Annotated in this window: 13 protein-coding genes; 6 read left to right on the forward strand and 7 right to left on the reverse strand. The window is 39.6% G+C overall.

Features of this window, described 5'->3' with window-relative positions; genetic code table 11:
- The first annotated feature begins 867 nt into the window (after positions 1-867).
- The gene (locus tag HGR01_RS00085) at positions 868-6576 is read left to right on the forward strand and encodes an AAA family ATPase (protein WP_052335037.1); all 5709 of its coding nucleotides are present in this window, start codon (positions 868-870) and stop codon (positions 6574-6576) included.
- Positions 6577-6856: 280 nt separating this feature from the next.
- Positions 6857-8659 (forward strand): adenylate/guanylate cyclase domain-containing protein, encoded by a 1803-nt coding sequence (locus HGR01_RS00090; protein ID WP_264264917.1) that lies wholly within the window; start codon positions 6857-6859, stop codon positions 8657-8659.
- Positions 8660-8764: 105 nt separating this feature from the next.
- Here the strand turns inward: HGR01_RS00090 and miaA are convergent, their stop codons facing one another.
- A complete protein-coding gene (gene miaA, locus HGR01_RS00095) occupies positions 8765-9661 on the reverse strand; it encodes a tRNA (adenosine(37)-N6)-dimethylallyltransferase MiaA (RefSeq protein WP_045867739.1) in 897 nt (298 codons plus the stop codon).
- A 299-nt stretch (positions 9662-9960) separates the two neighbouring features.
- Between miaA and gyrB the strand changes: the two genes are divergently transcribed.
- Positions 9961-11898 carry a DNA topoisomerase (ATP-hydrolyzing) subunit B gene (gene gyrB, locus HGR01_RS00100; protein WP_045867741.1) on the forward strand — a complete coding sequence of 646 codons (1938 nt, stop codon included), beginning with the start codon at positions 9961-9963 and terminating at the stop codon, positions 11896-11898.
- A 1566-nt stretch (positions 11899-13464) separates the two neighbouring features.
- Positions 13465-14637 carry an RNA polymerase sigma factor RpoD gene (rpoD, locus tag HGR01_RS00105; RefSeq protein ID WP_045867742.1) on the forward strand — a complete coding sequence of 391 codons (1173 nt, stop codon included), beginning with the start codon at positions 13465-13467 and terminating at the stop codon, positions 14635-14637.
- 158 nt (positions 14638-14795) lie between these two features.
- On the opposite strand, the gene HGR01_RS00110 is transcribed toward rpoD, so the two are convergent.
- Positions 14796-14978 carry a chlorophyll a/b-binding protein gene (locus HGR01_RS00110; protein ID WP_045867743.1) on the reverse strand — a complete coding sequence of 61 codons (183 nt, stop codon included), beginning with the start codon at positions 14976-14978 and terminating at the stop codon, positions 14796-14798.
- Between the two features lie 549 nt (positions 14979-15527).
- Positions 15528-18047: a DNA topoisomerase (ATP-hydrolyzing) subunit A gene (gyrA, locus tag HGR01_RS00115; RefSeq protein WP_045867744.1), complete on the reverse strand. Its 2520-nt coding sequence runs from the start codon at positions 18045-18047 to the stop codon at positions 15528-15530.
- Positions 18048-18272: 225 nt separating this feature from the next.
- Between gyrA and HGR01_RS00120 the strand changes: the two genes are divergently transcribed.
- Complete coding sequence (locus HGR01_RS00120) at positions 18273-18671, forward strand: response regulator (protein WP_045867745.1); 399 nt, start codon at positions 18273-18275, stop codon at positions 18669-18671.
- A 210-nt stretch (positions 18672-18881) separates the two neighbouring features.
- On the opposite strand, the gene HGR01_RS00125 is transcribed toward HGR01_RS00120, so the two are convergent.
- The 3 genes from HGR01_RS00125 to tnpA form a co-directional block, all read right to left on the reverse strand.
- Entirely contained in the window at positions 18882-19742 is an 861-nt protein-coding gene (locus tag HGR01_RS00125) for a tetratricopeptide repeat protein (protein ID WP_228045496.1), read from the reverse strand.
- Positions 19743-20261: 519 nt separating this feature from the next.
- The gene (locus tag HGR01_RS00130) at positions 20262-21179 is read right to left on the reverse strand and encodes a hypothetical protein (RefSeq protein WP_045867746.1); all 918 of its coding nucleotides are present in this window, start codon (positions 21177-21179) and stop codon (positions 20262-20264) included.
- 37 nt (positions 21180-21216) lie between these two features.
- Positions 21217-21618 (reverse strand): IS200/IS605 family transposase, encoded by a 402-nt coding sequence (gene tnpA / locus HGR01_RS00135; RefSeq protein ID WP_045867747.1) that lies wholly within the window; start codon positions 21616-21618, stop codon positions 21217-21219.
- 104 nt (positions 21619-21722) lie between these two features.
- Here tnpA and HGR01_RS00140 point away from each other — a divergent pair, with 104 nt between their 5' ends.
- Positions 21723-22907, forward strand: coding sequence for an RNA-guided endonuclease InsQ/TnpB family protein (locus HGR01_RS00140; protein WP_045867748.1), 1185 nt, complete (start codon positions 21723-21725; stop codon positions 22905-22907).
- A gap of 207 nt (positions 22908-23114) precedes the next feature.
- Here HGR01_RS00140 and HGR01_RS00145 read toward each other — a convergent pair whose 3' ends face one another.
- Complete coding sequence (locus HGR01_RS00145; RefSeq protein WP_045867749.1) at positions 23115-23777, reverse strand: RES family NAD+ phosphorylase; 663 nt, start codon at positions 23775-23777, stop codon at positions 23115-23117.
- Positions 23778-24026: the final 249 nt, after the last annotated feature.

The raw sequence follows: 24026 nt of genomic DNA on the forward strand, positions 1-24026 counted from the left end.
TATTAAAGAAGCCAGAAGAATTGGGGGATTCTCCCCCAAACCCCCGATTGGGTGACGGTTGCGTCCCCCAAACCCCCTCCAAAATTATTGTTCTGTTTTTTTGTTGAGTAACTAGTACAACACGGCGGAAATAAGCCACCCATTTAAAACAAGCGAAAAGCTTACAAAATCATCATTCTTTCTTTTTACTTTTGACTCCTTTGGAGTTCGCCAGTTGCTTTATGCCGGGAAACCCGTCCACCGCACTGGCTCACTTTTTACTTTTGCCTTGTTGTACTAGTTTTTTGATTTTGTGATCAATTCATTTTCTTCACTGAATTGTATTTGCTTTTAAACTACTTCATTATCGCTATTGATTAGAGAAAACTTTTTTAATCGTAATTGCACTTGTCTTGTGTGTTTTTGATTATCAAATTATGATTATCATGATTTGATAATCAAGCTAATATCATTTATTCAATTTTTAATTACTAAGAAAATTTGCAAATCAATACTTTTATTAAACTTCTCTCATCTACATTTTTAAATTCCATAAACATGTTGGATAAACAGTATTAAAAACTACATTTTAAGGTTGGTTTATTAAATTCGTCATGAAAGTGATTACTTAACATTAATCACTTGATAACTGCTAGATAACTCTTCACCGATTAACTGTTTGTAAATATTCTTTAGCGCTATTGCAAAAGCTTTCCCAACATAAACTCTCTTTCATGAGTGTTCTTAAAGCTTGCAAGCGTTAAGATGAAAAATTTTCCAATCATCTGCCTAAATGGTTGATGTTCCAATATTGAGGAATCACAATAAATTTCTCAATATTGAAAATCAAAAAATAGGTAATACTTATTGGGAGTGAAGAATACAGCTATGATTACAGTTTCAGGGCATCAAATAATAGAAACTATTTATGTAGGTTCAAAAACAGTTATTTATCGGGGCTTGAGAATTGGGGATCAACAACCAATAATTGTAAAGGTGGTTAACAACGAATATCCCACTCTTAGTGATATCGCCAGATTGAAGCATGAATATGACATCACTCAATTTCTTAATATGCCAGGAATTGTCAAGTCTTATTGCTTGAAAAATACTAATGGTTCTCTAGCATTGGTATTAGAAGATTTTGGCGGAGAATCGCTATATCAATATATTCAAGTAAAAACCCTAAAAATCACCGAATTTTTGATAATTGCTATTAAATTAGCTGATATTTTAGGTGAATTATCCAAAAACCAGATTATTCATCAGGATATTAAACCCCACAATATTATTATTAACTCGCAAACTGGCGAGATAAAAATTACAGATTTTGCGATCGCTTCCCGAGTGTCTAGAGAAACCCAATTCATCTGTAATCTTAATCGCTTGGAAGGGACATTAGCTTATATGTCGCCAGAGCAAACAGGGAGAATGAATAGATCCATAGACTATCGCACTGACTTTTACTCTTTAGGTGTCACCTTTTATGAAATGCTCACCCAGCATTTGCCATTTGAAACTAACGATGCAATGGAGTTGGTTCATTGTCATATTGCAAAACAGCCGCTACCACCTCATGAATTGAATTCGGATATTCCTGAAACAATTTCAGATATTATCTTAAAGTTGTTAGCAAAAACGCCGGAAGAAAGATATCAAAGTAGCTATGGATTGAGGGCAGATTTACAAAAATGCCTTACTCAATTATGCGAAACTAACCAAATTTTATACTTTCCATTAGGACAGCAAGATATTTCACCAATCTTTCAAATCCCACAAAAATTGTATGGCAGAGATAGAGAAATTTCTACATTAGTAAATGCTTGCGAACGAGTAATAGGGAGAAATCAAGAAAGCTTACGCTTGTCTTCCCCATCTGGCTATTCGGAAATGATGCTTATATCTGGTTATTCTGGTATCGGCAAATCAGCATTAGTACAAGAAGTTTATCAACCAATTACTAAGCACAAAGGATACTTTATTGCTGGGAAATGTAATCTGTTACAGAGGAATATTCCCTATGGTTCGATAATTCCAGCCTTTCAGAAATTAATTCGCCAGTTGTTGACAGAATCTGATGCCCAAATTGCAGTCTGGCGGGCAGAGTTTTTAGCTGCTTTATCGACTAATTGCCAGGTGATTATTAATGTAATTCCTGAAATTGAACTAATTGTAGGTCAACAGCCTACTATACCAGAACTAGGGGTAGTAGAATCACAAAATCGCTTTAATAAAGTCTTGCAAAACTTCATCCATATATTTAGTAAACCTGAACACCCCTTAGTAATTTTTTTGGATGATTTGCAATGGGCGGATTCTGCTTCCCTAAAATTGATCCAATCGTTAATGACAGAAGCAGATAGTCATTATTTATTTCTCATAGGTGCTTATAGAGATAAAGAAGTTAATGCAACTCATCCATTAATGTTGACATTCAAAGAAATTCAAAAGCACAATCATAAAATCAATTGTAGTAACAATCTTTTTCCTAAAGTTAATCATCTCTCTCTTTCTCCGTTAAATTTAGCTCATGTTACGCAGTTAATTAAAGATACTCTACATTGCGAGCAATTGAAAGCTATACCATTAGCGGAACTTGTTGTTGAAAAAACTCATGGTAATCCTTTTTTTGTGAATGAATTCTTGAAATCCTTATATACACAAGAATTATTAGAATTTGATTTTGTTCAGGGAGTATGGCAGTGGAATATAGTAGATATTCAAGCCACACCAATTACAAATAATGTTGTTGATTTAATGGCAGATAAAATTCAAAGACTCTCTACTCAGACTCAACAAATTTTAAAGCTAGCCGCTTGTATTGGGTATCAATTTGATTTGCAAACCCTATCAATTGTCTATAAAAAAACTGCGATCGCAACTGCTAGTGATTTATGGGAAGCAATTGAGTCAGGACTAATTCTGCCCTTGGGGAATGAGGATCAACTGCTGAGGGCTGAAGATTGGATCAAGCAAGAGACAGGAACTGAGTCGAAATTTGCTGTTTCTCATCTTCCGGCTTTGATATCTTACAAATTCTTGCACGATCGCGTACAACAAGCTGCTTATTGCTTAATTCCCGAAGACCAAAAACAAATAGTACATCTACAACTAGGGCAACTACTGCTCAAAAATAATCAATGTAGGCGAGAAGAAAAAATCTTTGATATTGTCAATCAACTCAATTTTGGAATGCAACTGATTACTAATCAATCAGAAAAGTATGAATTGGCAGAATTAAATCTCTGTGCTGGTAAAAAATCTAAACTATCCGCTGCCTATAATTCAGCAATAAATTACTTGCGAAATGGCATTAAATTGTTAAGTAATTGTAGCTGGGAGGAGCAATATGAACTGACACTAGCACTTTATCAAGAAGCCGTAGAAGCAGCCTACATCAATGGTGAGTTTACAGAGATGGAGCGTTATCTGCAAATAGTTCTACAACAAGCAAAGACTGTGCTTGACAAAGTAAAAGTCTATGAAATTAAAATCCAATTTTGTGCTGCTCGTAATAAGATGCAGGGCACAATAGAAACAACCTTAGAAATTCTAGATTTATTAGAAATTAGGTTTCCGCAAAATCCCAGTAAATTAGATGTTCAACAGAGTTATACAGAAACAAAATATGCATTAGCAGGCAAAGAACCTCTGGATTTACTTGACTTACCAGTAATGACAGATCCCTATACAATAGCTGCTCTCCGACTAATGTCAAATGTAACTATTAGTGCTTACAATACAGCACCTATTATCTTTCAATTGATGACTCTGCAACAAGTGAAACTGTTAGTTCAGTATGGTAATTCTGCTGTTGCTGCCTCATCTTATGCTTGGTATGGCTTATTTTTGTCGGGTATTGTCGATGATATTGATACAGGTTATAAGTTTGGTCAATTGGCATTAAAAATTTTAGATAAATTCGATGCCAAAGAATTTCAAGCTAAAACTTTTTTTGCATTTAATATCTTTATTATGCCGTGGAAAATGCATATTAAAAAAACACTAAAGCCCTTATTTAAAAGTTATCAAATTGGTATAGAAATGGCAGATTTTGAATATGCTGCCCGAGCTGCTTTACATTATGGTTGTCATTCTTATCTTGCAGGTAATCCATTGTTGGAAACTGAACAGGAGATGTCAAAATACAGTCATTTAATGCTGGAATTAAAACAGGAGTCAGTACTTTGTAAGAATGAGATAATTCGTCGCTCTATTTTGAAATTACTGGATAGATTTGAACCCACAGTTGGTTGTAACTGTGGGGATTTTAATGATGAGAAACTCCTGAAATTTTTGCTAGATGCGAATCTATGCCACACAATTTTTGTCTTAGCCATTAACAGACTGATAGTTAGTTACTTACTGCAAGATTTTCCGCTAGTAAATAAGTATGCTGTGCTAGCAGAAACATACCTAGATAGTGGATGTGCATTTAGTCTTGGAGCCATATTTAATTTTTATGATTCTTTATACCAACTAGCTATATATACAGAGGCTGAGAGCGATGAAAAAATCCAGATATTAGAAAAAGTACATACTAACCAACAAAAAATGCAAATCTGGTCACACTATGCACCAATGAATTTCTTACAGAAGTATCATTTAGTAGCAGCAGAAAGGCATCGAGTTCTGGGTGAAGATATTCAGGCAATAGACAATTATAATCGCGCCATAGAATTGTCTAGAGAACATGAATATTTACAAGAAGAAGCTTTAGCAAACGAACTAGCAGCCAAATTTTATTTAACAAAAGGCATGACCAAAATTGCTCAGGTTTACATGGTGGATGCCCATTATTGTTATCAGCGATGGGGAGCGATCGCTAAAGTTAGACAGCTAGAAGAAACCTATCCCCAGCTACTTATATGGCAATCTAGTAGCTTTGAAAAAGCGCGTACCAGCATCAGTCAAACCCTCAATCGCCTGACAACTTCCTCAACTTCTTCTAGCAGTGATAGTGGTGTTGCTGAAGTGCTAGATTTGGCAACTGTGATCAAAGCTTCCCAAGCGATCGCAGGTGAAATTGTCTTAGAGAATTTGCTGGCAAAATTGATGGCGATCGTGATTGAAAATGCAGGAGCAACTAAAGGTGTTTTAATCCTCTGCCAAAACGGGGAACTGTGGATTAAAGCTGTCAAAGAAGTGGGTAGCGATACTGTCAAAGTTCTGCAATCATTACCAGTGGATCACAGCGATGTGCTACCAAAAGTCATCGTCAATTATGTAGCTAGAACCCAGTCGGATGTCGTTCTTACCAATGCTACTTGTGAAGGGCTATTTATTAAAGATATTTTTATTAAAGAAAATCAACCCCAATCAGTTCTTTGTACTCCCATCCTGAATCAAGGCAAACTTCTGGGTGTGTTGTATTTGGAAAATCACCTAACAACAGGTGCATTTACAGACAATCACCTAGAAGTTTTGAAAATTTTATCTTCTCAAGCCGCTATTTCTATTGAAAATGCACTACTTTACCAAACTCTAGAACAAAAAGTACAGGAACGCACTACCCAACTGGCTCAAGCCAATATGGACTTAAAAAAACGGAATTTACTGATTCGTCAGGTGTTTGGACGTTATTTAAGTGATGATATTGTCGCCAATTTGCTAGAAAGCCCAGAAAGATTGCAACTTGGCGGCGATAGAAGAAAAATGACGATCCTGACTTCTGATTTAAGAGGATTTACAGCCATCTCAGAGCGATCGCAACCAGAAGAAGTAATTAGTATCCTCAACATCTATTTTGAATTTATGGCAGATGTCATTACCAAGTATCAGGGAAGTATTAATGAGTTCATGGGTGATGGGATTTTGGTGCTATTTGGTGCTCCTACACCCAGAGAAGATGACGCGCTAAGAGCTGTAGCTTGTGCTTGTGCTATGCAGTTGGCGATGGATGCTGTGAATGAAAAATTGCAAGATTTAAATTTCCCTCAACTAGACATGGGTATTGGTATCAACACGGGTTTGGTAATTTTGGGAAATATTGGCTCAGAGAAACGAACTAAGTACGGTATTGTTGGTAGCCAAGTAAATCTAGCTTACCGGATTGAATCTTACAGTCTAGGGGGTGAGATTCTGATTTCAGAACAAACATTACAAGAAGTCGGCTCTATTGTCAGAATCAACGGGCAAAAGCAGGTACATCCTAAAGGAGTGAAACAACTAATTACTATTTACTGTGTTGACGGTATTGGCAAACCATACAACCTTTTTCTATCCACAGAAGAAGAGATATTCTTCACTCTGACTGAAATCATCCCCATCCAGTACGCCATGATTGAGGAAAAGCATATTAATGAAATTATGTTTCAGGGAAGTGTAATCCAAATCTCAGAAAAGGGAGCTAAAGTCTACTGTGATCATTTGCCAGAAGGTTGTTTACCACCTGCACAAACAAACATTAAACTCAACTTATTAGTACCGAATATTCCAGCAGAACTGCAAGAAGATATATATGCTAAAGTATCGGAGAATTTAGCAGATTCTAGGAGTTTTTATCTTCATTTTTCGAGAAAATCTCTAGCTTTAGAGATGATGCGTTGGGCGAAATTAAGTCAAAAAATACGCTTGTTCCCAAGCTCAGTTAACTAAACTATCAATAACGCTTTCAATAATCAGCTTTGCAGATATTTATCAAAGAATAGAAAAGTTCACATTCATAGATATTGCCAGAAAAAAATAAAAATACAGCAGTTAGCAGTTTTAGCAAGTAAATGTAGATAAATTACATATAACTTATCTACAATGTTTATTGAGATATATTAATAGTTTGTGAAAAAATAAAGTAATAATATAGTACTCAAATTGGGCGATGAATAGCTTTATTTCTCGCGTAAGGCGCTTTTGCCTCAGTCTGCTTTTTAAACAAACTGTGTTAATTCTTCTGCTCTTATTCTCTATTGGAGTAGGTGTAGCTTTAGCAAATATGTCTAGTCTTTCGACTAGCCTCATAAAATCCCAAGCACTGATGAATGCCGAATTGCAAGCAAAATCAATAATTGATGCTTGGAACCTTTATAGTAGTGCAGGTGCCGATCGCGCCAGAAAAGTTAAGGGAATTAGCATTATCCACAACTACCTGATCAAAGAAGGTGCAATTCCTCCCCCTGCAACTTACGCCATTGAACTTGGCAAAAACATCAGCGAACAAAAGGCTGGGATGGCAGTCCGATTATACAGTGATTACCCCTATCCTTGGCGAAAAGCTGAAGGTGGGCCCAGAGATGATTTTGAGAAACAGGCACTTACCTACTTAAGACAACATCCTGAAGAGAACAATTTTTCTCGTCTGGAGAAAAAAGATGGTCGTAGCTTATGGCGATATGGGCAATCTGTACGCATGGAGGCTAGCTGCGTTGCTTGTCACGACAGCGATCCTAATAGTCCAAAACGCGACTGGCAAGTAGGAGACGTGCGGGGAGTTTTGGCGATTACTCAATCTCTAGACAGTTTTACAGAAAAAACTAATAAAAGTTTGCAAACAACATTTGTGATGTTGGGAGGATTATCTGTACTGGGACTGACTGGGTTAACCTTGGTTATTAGTAGGTTACGTCAAACAACTAGAGAATTAGAAGTACGTGTTACAGAACGCACGGCTGATTTAGCTCAAGCTAATACAGATTTAGAAAAAAGAAATTCCTTAATTCGTCAAGTGTTTGGCCGTTATCTCAGTGATGAAATTGTCGCCAATTTGTTAGATAGCCCCGAAGGGTTGAAACTTGGAGGTGAGAGGCGGAAAATTACAATCCTGACTTCTGATTTAAGAGGATTCACAGCCATCTCAGAGCGATCGCAACCAGAAGAAGTCATCACAATCCTTAACATCTATCTAGAATACATGGCTGATGTCATTACCCAATACCAGGGAACTATTAATGAATTCATGGGTGATGGCATTTTGGTGCTATTTGGTGCACCCATGCCCAAAGAAGATGATGCTGCTAAAGCTGTAGCTTGTGCTTGTGCCATGCAATTAGCTATGAGTGCTGTCAATGAAAGGCTGCAAAATTTAGGTTTTCCTCAACTAGATATGGGAATTGGGATTAATACTGGACTAGTTATTTTGGGAAACATCGGCTCACAAAAACGTACTAAATATGGTGTCGTTGGTAGTCAGGTAAACCTTACTTATCGCATTGAATCTTACACCACAGGTGGCGAAGTTTTAATATCCGATGAGACATTAAAAGCTGCTGGCTCAATTGTGCAATTAAGTGGACATAGACAAGTACAACCGAAAGGAGTAAAACAGCCAATTACTGTACACCAAGTTTATGGAATTAGCGGAGATTACAATCTTTTTCTACCCATAGAAGCAGAAGATTTTCTACCACTTTCAGGCATCATCCCTATACAATATGCGTTGTTAGAAGAAAAGCATATTAGCACAACTATATATCAAGGAAGTATCGTTGAACTCTCAGCTAAGGGCGCTAAAATTCGCATGGAAAATGCAGCAGAAGTTTCTCCACCACCTGCACAGACTAATATCAGACTTAAATTATTAGTACCAAACATCCCCACAGAACTTCAAGAAGATATCTATGCTAAGGTGTTTGACAAACCAGCAGACAATGGCAGTTTTTATCTTCATTTCACTGCTAAACCGCCAGCTATCCAAGCGAGATTAGACGCTATATACCAATCTCTAAAAGGAGCAGCCGAATCATGAATAAATTTATTTTTTTCATTAATAAATGACATTGTTCTGTTCATAAATTAATTAGCAGTTGATTTTTAATTACGAACTACGAACTACGAATTAGTAAATCCTTTTTCATTTACTAATAAACTCTTCCACACGCTGCAAAACCTTAGCAAATAAATCAGCATCGTTGGCATCAAACCATTCAATTTGGGGATAGGCTCGAAACCAAGTCCTTTGTCGCTTGGCAAATTGCCGCGTATGTAAAACTATTAATTCTTGAGCTTCCTCTAAAGAAATTTTCCCAGCTAAATATTGCTTAATTTCTTGATACCCTAAAGTGTTTAATAAAGGTAAATCAGCACCATATTTCTGACAAAGATCATCGACCTCAGCCACCAATCCCTCTTTGATCATCTGCTCAGTACGCTGGTGAATGCGTAGGCGTAACGCATCAGTAGCGCAATCTAAACCAATTTGTAAAATCGGGTAATTTGGCGGATTCTCCCCTTGTAGGTCGGAAATGGGGATTCCCGTTACATAATATACTTCTAAAGCCCTTAAAGTCCGTACAGGGTCATGAGGATGAATTTTTTGAGCAGCAACAGGATCAACTTGTTGTAACATAGCGTAAAGTTGATTTTGACCAAGTTCTGTGAGTTGCGATCGCAATTCTAATTGCGGTGCTACTCGCGGAATTTTCATGCCTTGAACAATAGAACGTATGTATAAACCAGTGCCTCCAACCATTAATAGGGGAGAATTAGCAACAGCAGTAATTAAAGCTTGTGCTTGTTCTTGGTAATCTGCTACCGTCATCGTGTTTGTTGGCGCGCAGATATCTATTAAATAATGTTGCACCAATTTTTGTTCCGCTAATGTCGGTTTAGCTGTGCCAATATTAAACTCGCGGTACACTTGGCGGGAATCAGCACTGAGAATTACAGTCTCTAAGTGCATAGCTAAAGCCAAACCCAAACCCGACTTCCCCGTCGCCGTCGCTCCACAAATTACAACTAATTTAGTCATTTGTTATTTGTCATTTGTCCTTTGTCATTTGTCATTTGGTAATTGGTAATCGGTAATTGGTAATTGTTCCCCTTTTATCCCTTTCTCCTTTCCCCCTTCCCCTTTCCCCCTTATCTCCCTCATCCCCCCATCCCCAATCCCCAGTCCCCAATCCCCAATCCCAGGGGTGCAGCCCCTGTATAAACCTCCCACAAAATTGCCCTACAGACGCTAGCAAGGCTGATGTGTTAGAATTTTGGAGTGATTTGACTTTTTTAGCCTTTTGGCGATTTTCAACCCCACGCATCAGGAGAATTTTCATGACGAGCAGTTACAGTGCCGATCAGATTCAAGTTCTGGAAGGTCTGGAAGCCGTCCGCAAACGACCAGGTATGTACATCGGTTCCACTGGCCCGCGGGGACTCCATCATTTAGTTTACGAGGTGGTGGATAACTCGGTTGATGAGGCTTTAGCTGGTTATTGCACTCATGTGGAAGTGGATATCAACGCTGACGGCTCTGTTACTGTAACAGATGATGGGCGGGGTATTCCTACTGATATTCACCCAAAAACCGGAAAATCAGCTTTGGAAACTGTGTTGACAGTGTTACACGCCGGGGGTAAGTTTGGCGGTGGCGGCTACAAAGTTTCTGGAGGTTTGCACGGGGTAGGGATTTCTGTAGTTAACGCCCTGTCTGAGTTTGTTGAGGTGACAGTTTGGCGGGATAAAAAGGTTCATCTCCAGCGTTATGAACGAGGTGTTCCAGCTTCTGAACTGCAAACCAAGGCTTACAAGGAAGCGAGAACCGGAACTTCTGTTACCTTCAAGCCTGATACTCAAATCTTCACTACAGGCATTGAGTTTGATTACATTACTTTAGCGGGTCGCTTGCGGGAGCTAGCTTATTTAAATGCAGGTGTCAAAATTACATTTACTGACAACCGCCTGGAATTACTCAAAAGCGATACTCCCAAGGTAGAAACCTACGAATATAAGGGCGGGATCAAAGAATATATTGCCTACATGAACCGCGAGAAGCAGCCTCTGCATGAAGAAATTATTTATGTGCAGGGTGAACGCAATAATGTTCAAGTAGAAGTAGCTTTGCAGTGGTGTACTGATGCTTATACAGATAATGTTCTAGGGTTTGCTAATAATATTCGTACAGTTGATGGTGGTACGCATTTAGAAGGCTTAAAGGCAGTTCTGACACGGACACTCAATGCGATCGCGCGCAAGCGTAACAAAATTAAAGAAAATGAAGCCAATCTGAGTGGTGAACATGTGCGGGAAGGACTGACAGCAGTAATTTCCGTCAAAGTCCCCGATCCTGAATTTGAAGGACAAACCAAAACTAAGCTGGGTAATACGGAAGTTCGCGGGATTGTGGATTCTTTGGTTGGGGAAGTCCTCACCGAATATCTCGAATTTCACCCTGGTGTAGCTGATGCAGTTTTAGATAAAGCTATCCAAGCCTTTAAAGCCGCCGAAGCTGCTCGTCATGCGCGGGAGTTAGTGCGCCGCAAATCGGTGCTAGAATCCTCTCCGTTGCCTGGTAAATTGGCAGATTGCAGTTCTCGCGACCCCAGCGAATCGGAAATTTATATTGTAGAAGGCGATTCTGCAGGTGGTAGTGCTAAACAAGGACGCGATCGCCGTACCCAAGCTATCCTTCCCCTACGCGGTAAAATCCTCAATATTGAGAAAACTGACGACTCCAAAATTTATAAAAATAATGAAGTCCAAGCATTAATTACAGCACTAGGTTTAGGTGTCAAAGGTGAAGAATTCGATGCTTCGCAATTGCGCTATCATCGCATAGTAATTATGACTGACGCTGACGTGGATGGAGCGCATATCCGTACACTATTGTTAACATTTTTCTATCGGTATCAGCGAGCGTTAATTGAGCAGGGCTTCATTTATATTGCTTGTCCTCCGCTTTATAAATTAGAAAGAGGACGTAATCACGAGTATTGCTATAGCGATCGCGAATTACAACAAAAGATTGCTGCCTTTCCTAGCAATGCCAACTACACTATCCAACGGTTTAAAGGGTTGGGAGAAATGATGCCAGAACAACTCTGGACAACCACTATGAACCCAGAAACCCGCAAAATGAAACAAGTCGAGATTGAGGATGCGGCTGAAGCCGATCGCATTTTCACAATTTTAATGGGCGATCGCGTCGCACCCCGACGAGAATTTATCGAAACCTATGGTTCTAAACTGAATTTAACGGATCTAGATATCTAATAAGTTGTGACGTGAATCAGCTATTCAAGAGTTAAAGTTGCCGGAAATTTGAACTCTTGAGTACCAAGCAGGAAAAATCAAGTGCAATTTTGTTTATTAACTTATTGCACTTTTTCAGTCTTATAGGTTAATAAACCACATTGCCAGGCGCGTTGATCGCGCCTTTATAGTTACTCTCAGGTTTTTTCCGTATAGTACGCATCCAAAAGCTATATAGTTAATGATGAGAATAGTTGATAAAATACATAAACTTTAATCACAAAAATAATAAAATTCACGGAAACTTTACATTACATGGAAAGTTTTGTTTGTCAAGCTATATCTTTTATTCTCAGTAGTTAAGCATTGGCAAGTTTGTTAACTTCATCAATATTTCAAATAAGGAAGGTACAAATGTCTTGCTTTATTGAGTATCAGTAAATTTTGCCCCACTCAGAAATGTATTTGCTATCCTTGAATAGCAAAGCGCTATTTCATATCCGCTAAGGGATTTGTTCAGCAGCTGCAATATTCCTGGTTAACAAGAGAACTTCTAAACTACTGTAGTAATGAGTATTAAAAATTACAAATATTTTACTTAAGCGGTTTTCCAAGTAGGTGTATAACCCCTTCTTTAAACTATTTAGTTTCAGTAGGAAAATTAATGTTCATCAGTAATGTCAAATCCTTTATGAATTGATTAAAATATCGTTGTATACAATAGGAAAAGTTTGTCAAGTTTCATAGGGCTGAAATCTTCGGAGTGCGCTAACGTGTGAATAAGACCAACTTTATTTCAATTTCATTTGAAACATCAGGTTGGTTCTGTCATTACCTCAACTCCTCAGTTTAGGTAATTAGCACACAAAATAAAGATTCCCTACAGACAAACACCAGCATATTAGCTGTATCTACCTAGCGGGAATTTCCGCCTTAGCTTCACGGATTTACTGCTTTATGAAGGAAATGTAAAAATACGTGCGCTAAAGCTACTCGCTTGAGTTAATATAAAATGCGCTGTTTCTAAGTAATAAATGTTGTGCATTGTACTTGGAATCGTGCATGGGCAGGGATACTTAAGTCTTAATCTAATGACAATGCCACTGCAATTGGAAAAAGTTTCAAAAAAGATTTAAGGGCATGACTACCGTTTGGAAGTTGTTTTTGATAATAGTGGCTTTACCTGCCTTAAGGACTACAAGATTAACACACAAAAAGAGTGCAATTTCTGTGAAACAGGCTACAATCGGAACAGTCTTTACGGAAAAAATCTATCAACAGTTATGTTTATTTAACTGTAGTGGTAAATTTTTTTATCAAGACATGTCTTTTTTTAGACAAGTTAGTTAAAAGTAATATGCGCTAATAATTACGCATAGCCTTTACTTGTGTGAGTAAGTTAGCTACAACAGCGATTTCCACACTTAGTAATAAACTCTCCAATAGGAGATCTAAAATTTCCGAAAATATCTCAGGCAACTTGGCCAAAAAAATATTTTCGGTGGCAACTAGCTCTTAATATCTTAATAAAAGAGCAATACACACATCTTGAGTAATTGATTCTGCAAGGAGCATGAGGAACGCGGCATGAACCAGGCTAACAACGTACTCGAAAGCATATATCAGCCTGACCTAGAAATAATGAATCAGCCTGAGCTCGAGTTAGAAGAACTCTTAATAGAAGATGAAGAGGACTTGCTGATAACTGATGATGGCGACATTGATGATTTTTTAGAGCCTCAGTCTGATGAGGACGACGCAAAGTCTGGAAAAGCCGCTAAATCGCGTCGTCGGACACAAAGCAAGAAAAAGCACTATACCGAAGATTCTATTCGCCTTTACTTGCAAGAAATTGGTCGCATTCGTCTGTTGCGGGCAGATGAAGAAATTGAATTGGCACGTAAAATTGCTGATTTACTGGAATTAGAAAGAATACGGGAAAGGCTTTCGGAACAGTTGGAACGCGATCCTCGCGATAGCGAATGGGCAGAAGCTGTACAACTACCCTTGCCAGCATTTCGCTACCGTTTGCATGTTGGTCGCAGGGCAAAAGATAAGATGGTGCAATCTAACCTCCGCCTTGTAGTTTCAATTGCTAAGAAATACATGAATCGTGGTTTATCCTTCCAAGATTTAATTCAAGAAGGTAGCCTAGGCTTGATTCGCGCCGCAGAAAAATTTGACCATGAAAAAGGTTATAAGTTTTCTACCTACGCTACATGGTGGATTCGTCAAGCAATTACCAGAGCGATCGCCGATCAATCCCGCACTATTCGTCTTCCAGTTCACCTCTACGAAACCATCTCCCGCATCAAGAAAACCACTAAGCTACTTTCTCAAGAAATGGGTCGCAAACCAACTGAAGAAGAAATTGCGACTCGTATGGAAATGACAATTGAGAAGCTAAGGTTTATTGCTAAATCTGCCCAATTGCCTATTTCTTTAGAAACACCTATTGGGAAAGAAGAAGATTCTCGCTTAGGTGATTTTATTGAATCTGATGGCGAAACTCCAGAAGACCAAGTTTCTAAAAATCTGCTGCGTGAAGATTTAGAAAAAGTCCTCGACAGCCTCAGCCCTCGCGAAAGAGATGTTCTCAGATTACGTTACGGTTTGGATGATGGCCGGATGAAAACCTTAGAGGAAATTGGCCAAATTTTCAATGTGACTCGCGAACGCATTCGTCAAATTGAAGCCAAAGCACTCCGCAAGTTACGCCACCCAAATCGCAACAGTGTTCTTAAAGAATATATCCGTTAGTGATTAATCTTGAGTTCTTAGTCATTAGCTATTAGCAAATGACTGATGACCAAGGACAAGGAACAAAAATTAAAAAACCTGGGAATTTATAAATTCCCAGGTTTTTTATTTATACCTAATTTTGTATTTTAAGATTGATAGCAAATAAAAGATTGGTATTAGAGAATACCCCAGAAGTGCAGAAAGCCTTTCCCAGATAACAGCTCAATTAAAGCTGCTGCTAAGAAGCCGATCATTGCTAAACGACCGTTCCAAATTTCTGCTTGGGGGGTAAAGCCCCAACGCCAAGAGTTGCGATCTTCTACTACAGGTGCAGATAGGGTTTTGGTTGCGTTTGTCATGGTAGGTACTCCAAAGAGACTATAAAAAGATTTATGTGGTTATGTAAACTAATATAACAATGATTTTCATAATTGCAAGGATATGTTTGTAGTTTTATTGCTAAAACTTGACGCAGAAAACACTGACTAATATTTAGAGACTAAAATCTCTATCTTTAGAGGTAGAAGCAGGTTTGAACTCCTAGCGAGATGAGAGAGTAATTATACTCAGATAAAGTTCAAAAATTGCTTTTCCTCAAGCTAGAGGCTGAATTCTCATGAATTTACTGCGAATAAAGTGATAATTTATTGAAATAGTTTTGCAACTATTCTACCTGGATTGCAGAAATTGCTCAATTTGAAAAAATTATGACAATTCAGGTACTATCGATAAAGACTTTATATTTTACGTCTCTATCAAGTACCTGGCACATTTTTTTGCCAATTTACTATTAGTCTGATTCTCAGAAATGTTAATATTTATTCATATTTATAGTCTCAGAAATGCGAACAAATCAGGACTAAAGTCCTGACTACCTGCGATCGCACAATAAGATTTTGCTTTGTTGACTAACGCACTTCCACAACACTGATGATTTTCTCATCGCGGTTGAGTTGCAGGACGCTTTGGCCTTTGCTATCTCGATCAGCAAAAGGTACGGTTTCTAGAGGTAGTCGCACTATCCGTTCTTTATTGGTGAGTAACGCTACTTCCCCAGAGGCGATCGCCACCAGCATTGCGGCTAAGTTATCGGTTTTGTTAGTGAATTTCAAGGCTTGCGTGCCTAAATCGCCGCGATTAGCAGCTTTTAACTGATTAGCAGTGAGACGTTTAGCGTATCCTTCTTGAGTCACTAGTAATAACTCTTCTTGGCCGCTGACAACACCACAGCCCACCATCTGCTGTTGTCTTAACATCCGTAATGCTTGTAATCCCATAGCCGCACGTCCCATAATGGGCAGTTGTTCGTCATTAACAGCGAATCGCAACAGCCGTCCGCTGGAACTAGCAACAATCAGATGTTTGCCTGTAGTAATTAATTGGCTATATATCAGTTCATCATCGTCTTTCAGTTTTAAAATTGTGACTCGACGAGTCAGGTTGCTCAATTCTTCTAACGCCAGGCGCTTAATTCGCCCCTGCTTTGTGAGGAGAATCATCTGAGTGTTTTCCACATTGTCTGGTAACAACAAGCGATTAATTACCCCTTCTTGAGTACCTTGGGCTGTATTAGAGAGCAGGGTAATCAGTGGTGTACCCTTGGGGGAACGCCCTGTAATTGCAGGGATATCGCCTACTCTAACTGGGTAAACTTTCGCGCCGCTAGTAAGTACCAACAACTCTTTATCTGTATCAGTTGTTTGAGTTTGGATAATAAAGTCGTTATCATTCAGACCATTGTCTGTTTTTGGTTTTTTACCGTTAACTGCAATGCGGCGGACATATCCCCGGTGAGTGAACTCTAAAATTGCTTCTTCGGCGGGAACTTCTGATTTAAGAATTTCCGAGCTAACTTTAAGATTTTCCGAGTCGCGATCGCCTGATTTTTTGCTCTGAGTTTCTCCTTGTTTTTTGATTTCCTCAGCACTCAAGTTGACTAGCTTAGTTCGACGGGGATCGCTGTATTTACGCTTGAGCGATCGCAAATCTTTTTTTAACGCCTTGAGTAATTCTTTGCGATCGCTCAGTAAGATGCGTAATAAATTTATTTGTTGTGTGAGTTGCTCAAACTCCTGTTGTAAATTCTGCTGTTCTAAACTTGTTAAGCGACGCAATGGCATAGCTAAAATTGCATCTGCTTGGACTTCACTTAAATTTAGTTGGCTACATAAAGTAATTTTTGCGGTGCTACCGTCGGGTGCTTGGCGCAAAATTTCAATTACCGTATCAACATTGGATAAAGCTAAGAGTAAACCTTCCACTAAATGCAACCGATTTTCCGCTTTCCCCAACTCGTAGCTATAGCGGCGGGAAAGTGTCTGCTCGCGGAAACTTAAGAATTCTAGTAATAACTGACGCAGGCTTAATTGGCGGGGTTGTCCATCTACTAAAGCCAAGAGAATCGCCCCAAAATTGGTTTGTAAGGCAGTTTGGTGATACAAATGCTGGAGGATTTCTTGGGGATTAATATCGCGTTTGAGTTCAATTACCACGCGCATACCTTCGCGATCGCTTTCGTCGCGAATATCCGAAATTCCTTGCAAGCGTCCTTGATTCACCAATTCTGCAACTTTTTCAATCCAGGCGGCTTTATTTACCTGATAAGGTAGTTCTGTGATGATAATTGCTGTTCGCCTTTTGCTTCCCCTTGCGGGTGCGATTTCTTCTAATTGCGCTACACCCCGCAACACAATCCCACCTTTACCTGTGGTGTAGGCTTCCCGAATTCCGGTTGAACCAATAATTTCTCCACCTGTGGGAAAATCTGGCCCGGGAATTAACTCGAATAATTTTTCATCCGATAAATCTGGCTGATCGATTAAGGCGATTAATCCATCAACTACTTCCCCTAAATTGTGTGGTGGAATATTTGTCGCCATCCCTACCGCAATTCCAGAGCAGCCATTCAGGAGTAGGAAGGGTAACTGTGCAGGTAATACTGTGGGTTCTTGTTGAGAATTATCGAAATTGCCGATAAATTCGACAGTTTCATCGCCAATTTCCGTCAGCATTCCCTCATGGCCAATGGCTGCGAGGCGGGTTTCTGTATAACGCATCGCTGCTGGCGGGTCATTGTCAACGCTGCCAAAGTTACCATGTCCTGCTAGTAAGGGATAGCGGCTGGAAAAATCCTGCACTAACCTAACTAAGGCATCATAAACTGATTGGTCACCGTGGGGATGGTATTTACCAAGCACATCCCCCACCACACGGGCACATTTCCGATATGGCCTATCTGGTGTCAAACCCAGTTCGTGCATCGCATACAAAATCCGGCGATGTACTGGCTTTAAGCCATCACGCACATCAGGTAACGCTCTCCCGACAATTACGCTCATGGCATATTCTAGGTAAGACCGTTGCATCTCTGTGTGCAGGGCTGTTGTGATTACCTGTCCCGTGGAGAGAAGGTTTAACTGTTTTGCCATGAGCTTTTTCCCTGAAATTTAATTACACAAAAGTCGCTGGAAACTAACGCTGCAACAACCACAGCATAACGGATGAAAAGCAATTTCTAACTAAATATTGTTAGTCAAATGATAAGAAGCAGTAGTATTATCCTTGATGACAGGGATACACACTGAAGATTAAAAAGGAGGCAGACAACTGTTTTCCAGATGTTCATCCCCCAAATTCCTATAAGTTAAGTTCTCATGAAAACTGTTCTGATTGTAGAAGACGATCTCATTAATGCTCGCGTTTTTTCCAAAATTTTGACCAAGCGCGGTGGCTTAGATGTTAAGCATACAGAAAATGTGGAAGAGGTAATACAAATTGCCCAATCTGGAGATGCAGACCTGATTTTAATGGATGTATCTTTGTCTCGGAGTGTTTACCAGGGCAAATCTGTTGACGGTATCAAGATTACACAAATGTTGAAATCCGATCCGCAAACAGCAAATTTACCTGTAATTCTGGTAACTGCTCACGCTATGGAAGGCGATCGCGAAAACTTTTTGAAACAAAGCGGTGCTGATGGCTACATTTCTAAGCCTGTGGTTGACCATCAACTTTTTGTTGACCAGATACTGGCACTTCTACCCAAAGACTAGCACGACTACACAGCAGTCAAAAGACTCTGATTACAGGCTGTTGAACTGTTGTTAATAGATGTACTAGTACTCTAGAATTGGTGACTTTTTCAGGAATGCGCTACCTGCTATTAAACAGTATATATGTACTATAAAATGGCATCATTAGGCAAGTAGTAAGAGGTAATGGGTAAAAGCGGCTCCAATTACTAATTGCCCATTAGTCCTTTTCTATTGCGGTTCTTGGCTGGAATTGAATGGGCTTTGCCGCTGCTGTAGGGCTGCTTGAATCCTCGGTAATTCGAGGAACTTTTTGGTATCAGATAGTAGACGTTCACCCCAAAGATTTTGCTTGAGAAAATCCAAATCACCATAGCGTTGATCAATGCGGAGTGCAGCTTCTCCCATTGCTAAACCTTGTTGGCGATCGCCTTTAGTATATAGGGCTACAGCTAGCGCTAGTAAGGGTTCTGCGGCTTGTTTATCTAAAGATACAGCCTTTTGCCATTGTTTGATGGCATTTTGGGTATCGCCCTGTTCGTATTGAATTAAGCCAGTGTTGTTAATTGCTGGCCAGAATTTTTGATCGTAGGAGACGGCTTTATTATATTGGGCGATCGCATCTGGTAAGCGACCCATCATGTAATAAGCATTCCCCAAATCAAACAAAGCGTCTGCATCTTGAGGTTTTAGCTTCAAACCAGCTTGGTAATTAGCAACAGCTAACTGATATTTTTTCTGCTGAAAATTAGCCGAACCCATTGCAAATAAAACGTCGGCATTTTTGGGATTGAGAGTTTGGGCCTTTTTCAAGGCTGCGAGTGCCGCGTCAAACTCTTTATTTTGCAGATGCAAACCACCTAATAGAAACCAAACTTTATCATTTTTCGGAGCTAGTTGACTAGCCAAACGAGCGCGTGGCAAAGCTAACTCAAACTGTTGAAACTGACTCAGTTGTGCTGCTTCTTGTGCCAAGCTCAAACCTTGTTTTTCTAATTTGCTGGCATCTAATTGCAGTGTATGAGGTAGTAGAGCCTGTGCTTGCGCTGCTTTTGGCATACCCCACAAACTACAGACTACCAGGAGAGACATTAATCCAAAATTTTTACGCACACTCTTACCGCCTTTTACCCATAAATCCAAAGAATCTTTCAGCTAGCTTAAACGATCTGCGCTCTAGACGAAAAGCAAATTTTGTCGTTAAAGTCAACGAGGCTTTGACTGTTGGTAGATATTCATAGCCTCAGACGAGAAACTAGACAATCTTTCAAAGGTATATCTAGTGGTTCATCGCATTAGTTATGAGGGCTGATAGATCCCCGACTTCTTGAAGAAGTCGGGGATCTGAACACCCACAACCTAACAAAATTAATGAGACAGACCACTAGTAGTCTGCCAACCCAAAAATGTTAGGTGGAGGTTGGGTAAAGGTTAAAGGGAAAAGGGTAAGGGACAAAAACCTTTCCCCTTTTCCCCGCCAAGGCAACTTGGCGTACTACTAGGGAGAATTCCACCTGAATTTGAGCATATATTAACAAGGGAACAGAAAATAGGAAATCCTGTTCCCTAGTTTCTGTTCCCTTGTTGATGAGGGAAGATATTCTAATATACCTATTTTTCTAACAGAGATAAGATGCGATCGCTCAATGCCCAACGATTAGAGTTAGGTCTAATCCAGCACTTTTGGGCTTCATTGAAATTGCGTTGATGTATCAGTGCTGACAACAAGTCTTGTTCCTGTTGTTCGTTGAGACGGGATACCATCTTTTCTACTGCGCGCAATGCACAAGTCTGCTCAAATGCTGTTTCTGAGTTATTAATAATACTCAGCACTGCATAAAAATAATTTGCATCTCCCGACCATTCAGTGATTGAAAGTCCTAGCAAGCGCTTACCTTGGTCGTTAGATTTGAGTAAATTATTTACTTCTGCGGCAGAAAAATTCACTTCCGGAGCCAGCGCCCGCATTCGTCCTGCAATCGACTCCATTTCAAATGTGCGTTTTGCTCCCGATGGTAGGGAACTCCTGAGTTCCTTATAACGTTGACTTAAACGCTCAATTTGTTGCCTGGCTTCTGATACAGGAACCGTTGATGCGTAGGCTTTCTGCCATTCATGACGGATTTGCCGCATTTCTAGCTGCTGTTGAGGTGGTGCAACATCTTCTGCTAGCTTGGTCTGCTCAATTAAATATCCTAAGGTATCTCCAGTTAATGACTGTAACATTGGCATCATGCTAGAGCCAGTAATTTCCCCTGCAGGTGTCTTCACGGCTCCGCCAGTTAATGCAAATATCTTGAGGATAGAAGGTAACCAAGTTAGAGCTAAAAAAATAGCTGTTGTATTTGTGACTTGAAATTTAAAAGTTAATTTTTCGCCACCATTGACTTGAAAAGTGCTGAGGAGAATAAAAATACTACTAATAATTAACCAGTTTTTCGGGATGTGAATAATTCGCTTTAGCAGCCAATCGACCGCTTCCCGAGAAATCTGGTTGTTACCAGGTTCTTTATCTGATTTGCTATTCATATTTTTATCAGAAAAATGGGTTTAAAACCCCGTAGTCCTACGACGGCTTTTCTTGATTCTCGATGTATTTCTTAAGGATTTCAAGTGGCGCACCCCCAACAGAAGACACAAAATAACTAGGACTCCATAGAGCCTGTTTGCCATAGGGTTTAGGAAATCCAGCTTGACCATATCTACGACTAGATACACCTTTTAACGCATTAACAATTTGAGATATTGAAAGTTTAGGCGGAAACTCAATTACAGTGTGAATATGGTCTGATTCTCCGTTAAACTCAAGTATTTGAAAATCCATCTTTTTCGCTACTTCTACAAATGATTTGTGGATTAGTTCAAGACTTTCATTGGTAAAAATCTTTCTTCTATATTTAGAAACGCAGACCAAATGTATTTTTAGGTCTGAAACGCTATGTCTCTCATGTCTTAACCCACTTGTCATCTTTGAGCGACCCTTCGGGTGAGCAGTCGCTACAAGTCGGGGAACCCGCCCAACGCGCTGCTCACCAATGTAGAATATTTTAACAGACCAATTTTAACATAAAGATGAAAGCTAGGTATCAATATAGATTCTATCCAACAGACCAACAGCGACAGAGTTTGCGATCATTGTTTGGTTGTGTCCGGGTTGTCTGGAATGATGCTTTAGCTATCTGTAAGCAATCTGAAAAATTGCCAGGATACAATAAACTCTCGGCAATGCTTACCCAGTCTAAAAAGACTGACGAAAGAAAGTGGCTATCTGATGTTTCTTCAGTACCATTACAACAGTCTCTTAGACACTTAGATGTAGCTTACAAAAACTTTTTCAATTCCCTTAAGAGTAAGAGAAAGGGCAAAAAGGTTGGTGTTCCTAGATTTAAGAAGAAAACCAACTCGCAATCAGCAGAGTTTACTAAAGCAGGGTTTTCTATAAAAGACGGGATGGTTTACATAGCTAAAATTGGGACAATTAAACCAATTTGGTCGAGAGAATTACCGTCTGAACCTAGTTCGGTTACTGTAATCAAGGATTGTGCTAACCGCTATTTTCTTAGCTTTGTTGTAGAAGTCGAACCCAATATTACTATTGCCAAAAACCAAAGCATAGGTATTGATTTGGGCGTGAAGACTTTTGCTGTAATGAGCAATGGAGAAAAAGTTTTAAGCCCTAACTACTCAAAACATGACCGCAAGATTCGCAAACTACAGAGAAAGTTAGCGCGACAACAAAAGGACTCAAAAAGGAGAAACAATACTCGCATAAGAATTGCGAAACAACACAATCAAATTGCGGATACCCGTAAAGATTTTTTACATAAACTATCAACCAAAATAGTTAGTGAGAACCAAACAATCTTTTTGGAAGATTTAAACGTGTCAGGAATGGTCAAAAACCGTAGGCTATCTAGGGTAATTAGTCTGCAAGGGTGGCGGGAATTTAGAACTCTTTGTGAGGCTAAGTCCGAGAAATTTGACCGGGATTTCAGAGTAATTAGTAGATGGGAACCTACTAGCCAAACTTGTTCTTGCTGTGGGTATCGTTGGGGCAAGATTGATTTGTCTGTTCGTTCAGTACTTTGCTTGAGTTGTGGTACTGAGCAGGATAGGGATGAAAACGCATCCCGAAATATAGAAAAGGTCGGCATGGGGCATCGGCACGACCTAAAACGGACGGGGAGCGACTGTAAGACCACTTCGGTGGCTAGTTGCTGTGAGCCGTCAAGAATCACCGACGTTCTACGTCGGTGAGTATGTCAAAGGGCAGTGCAATTAAACATAATTGGCAAGGGGTGGCATTTGTTACTTGTCCTCTCTTACAAAGTTCTGAGCGGAGGAAACCTCCGCTCAGACTTTGCGCTTTGTCATTGGTAAGCATTGAGTTAATGATAGCGACATATAACTTTTCGTAAAGGGCAAGTTTTCCCGCCCAATGATATTTTGCGCTGACTTCCTTAATTACCAATACGGAATTACTTCTAAATTATTCTCATCTGCCGCTTTTAATATTGGCCCGCGTAATAACTCGTGTTTTAGCGGCAATACATTGTCTGGACTACAACTGAAGAAATGCTCTGCACGCTCATAAATAGCGATCGCATCTTCGTTATTATGGGCATTGCAATAAATTAACCCGTGAATTTGGGAGTAAATTTCTGGCTGCTCATAAAAATAACGTGACCAAGCTTGGCTAAGACCACGCTTTTCTGTCTTGGCGAGAGTAGCTTCATTTGCACCAGCGCGCATGGCACCATTTCCGCGCAAATCGAGTAATTTTAAATCTCGTGTCGCAGTCACAATCGCAATCAGCTGGTCAGTAATTTCAATACAACCAATATCACCAAAAACTTCCACTAGACAACTCGAAAGTTTTGGGGCAATGTAGTATATACCGCGTTCCTGGTCATTGGCTGGTTGGTAATCCAATGGCTCGTAGGAAAAACTGGGATAGTTAGCGCGATGGTGATCGAAGCGAAAAAGTGGCCCCCACTCCCGAAAAGTCAGCGCAGTCGTGCCAAATTCTGTGCGAAAAATCCGAAAAAATTCCGTGCCCTTTTTTAAAATATGAAATTTTGGTTTTGGCCTGCCAAAGCGAGGTGGCGGGACAATGAGTTTGACCACCTTGATTACTCCTCATCTGGTTAACTGACAAAATGGGAATACTTGACCGCAGAAGTATAAAGGATGAAAGATGAAACAACAATAAAAGTTTGCTCTGATTCGCTGGGATTTATCCATTAAGAAAATCAAAGCAAACCTATCGCCGTTCTGAGTTGCCTCATATTTATTTCTAGGGTTTACTTCATCTTTTATGCTTTATGCTTCTCCTGTCGGAGACACTGCGAGAACAGCCTTCAATTGAAGTTGCAG

It is taken from the genome of Tolypothrix sp. PCC 7712 (assembly GCF_025860405.1).
GTDB classification, from domain to species: Bacteria; Cyanobacteriota; Cyanobacteriia; order Cyanobacteriales; family Nostocaceae; genus Aulosira; species Aulosira diplosiphon.

Coding starts and splice junctions, on each gene's coding strand:
- miaA (WP_045867739.1), bottom strand. CDS start 9,661: ATGACTAAATTAGTTGTAATTTGTGGAGCGACGGCGACGGGGAAGTCG.
- gyrA (WP_045867744.1), bottom strand. CDS start 18,047: ATGGCAAAACAGTTAAACCTTCTCTCCACGGGACAGGTAATCACAACA.
- HGR01_RS00110 (WP_045867743.1), bottom strand. CDS start 14,978: ATGACAAACGCAACCAAAACCCTATCTGCACCTGTAGTAGAAGATCGC.
- tnpA (WP_045867747.1), bottom strand. CDS start 21,618: ATGACAAGTGGGTTAAGACATGAGAGACATAGCGTTTCAGACCTAAAA.
- HGR01_RS00130 (WP_045867746.1), bottom strand. CDS start 21,179: ATGAATAGCAAATCAGATAAAGAACCTGGTAACAACCAGATTTCTCGG.
- HGR01_RS00125 (WP_228045496.1), bottom strand. CDS start 19,742: ATGTCTCTCCTGGTAGTCTGTAGTTTGTGGGGTATGCCAAAAGCAGCG.
- HGR01_RS00140 (WP_045867748.1), top strand. CDS start 21,723: ATGAAAGCTAGGTATCAATATAGATTCTATCCAACAGACCAACAGCGA.
- gyrB (WP_045867741.1), top strand. CDS start 9,961: ATGACGAGCAGTTACAGTGCCGATCAGATTCAAGTTCTGGAAGGTCTG.
- HGR01_RS00120 (WP_045867745.1), top strand. CDS start 18,273: ATGAAAACTGTTCTGATTGTAGAAGACGATCTCATTAATGCTCGCGTT.
- rpoD (WP_045867742.1), top strand. CDS start 13,465: ATGAACCAGGCTAACAACGTACTCGAAAGCATATATCAGCCTGACCTA.
- HGR01_RS00085 (WP_052335037.1), top strand. CDS start 868: ATGATTACAGTTTCAGGGCATCAAATAATAGAAACTATTTATGTAGGT.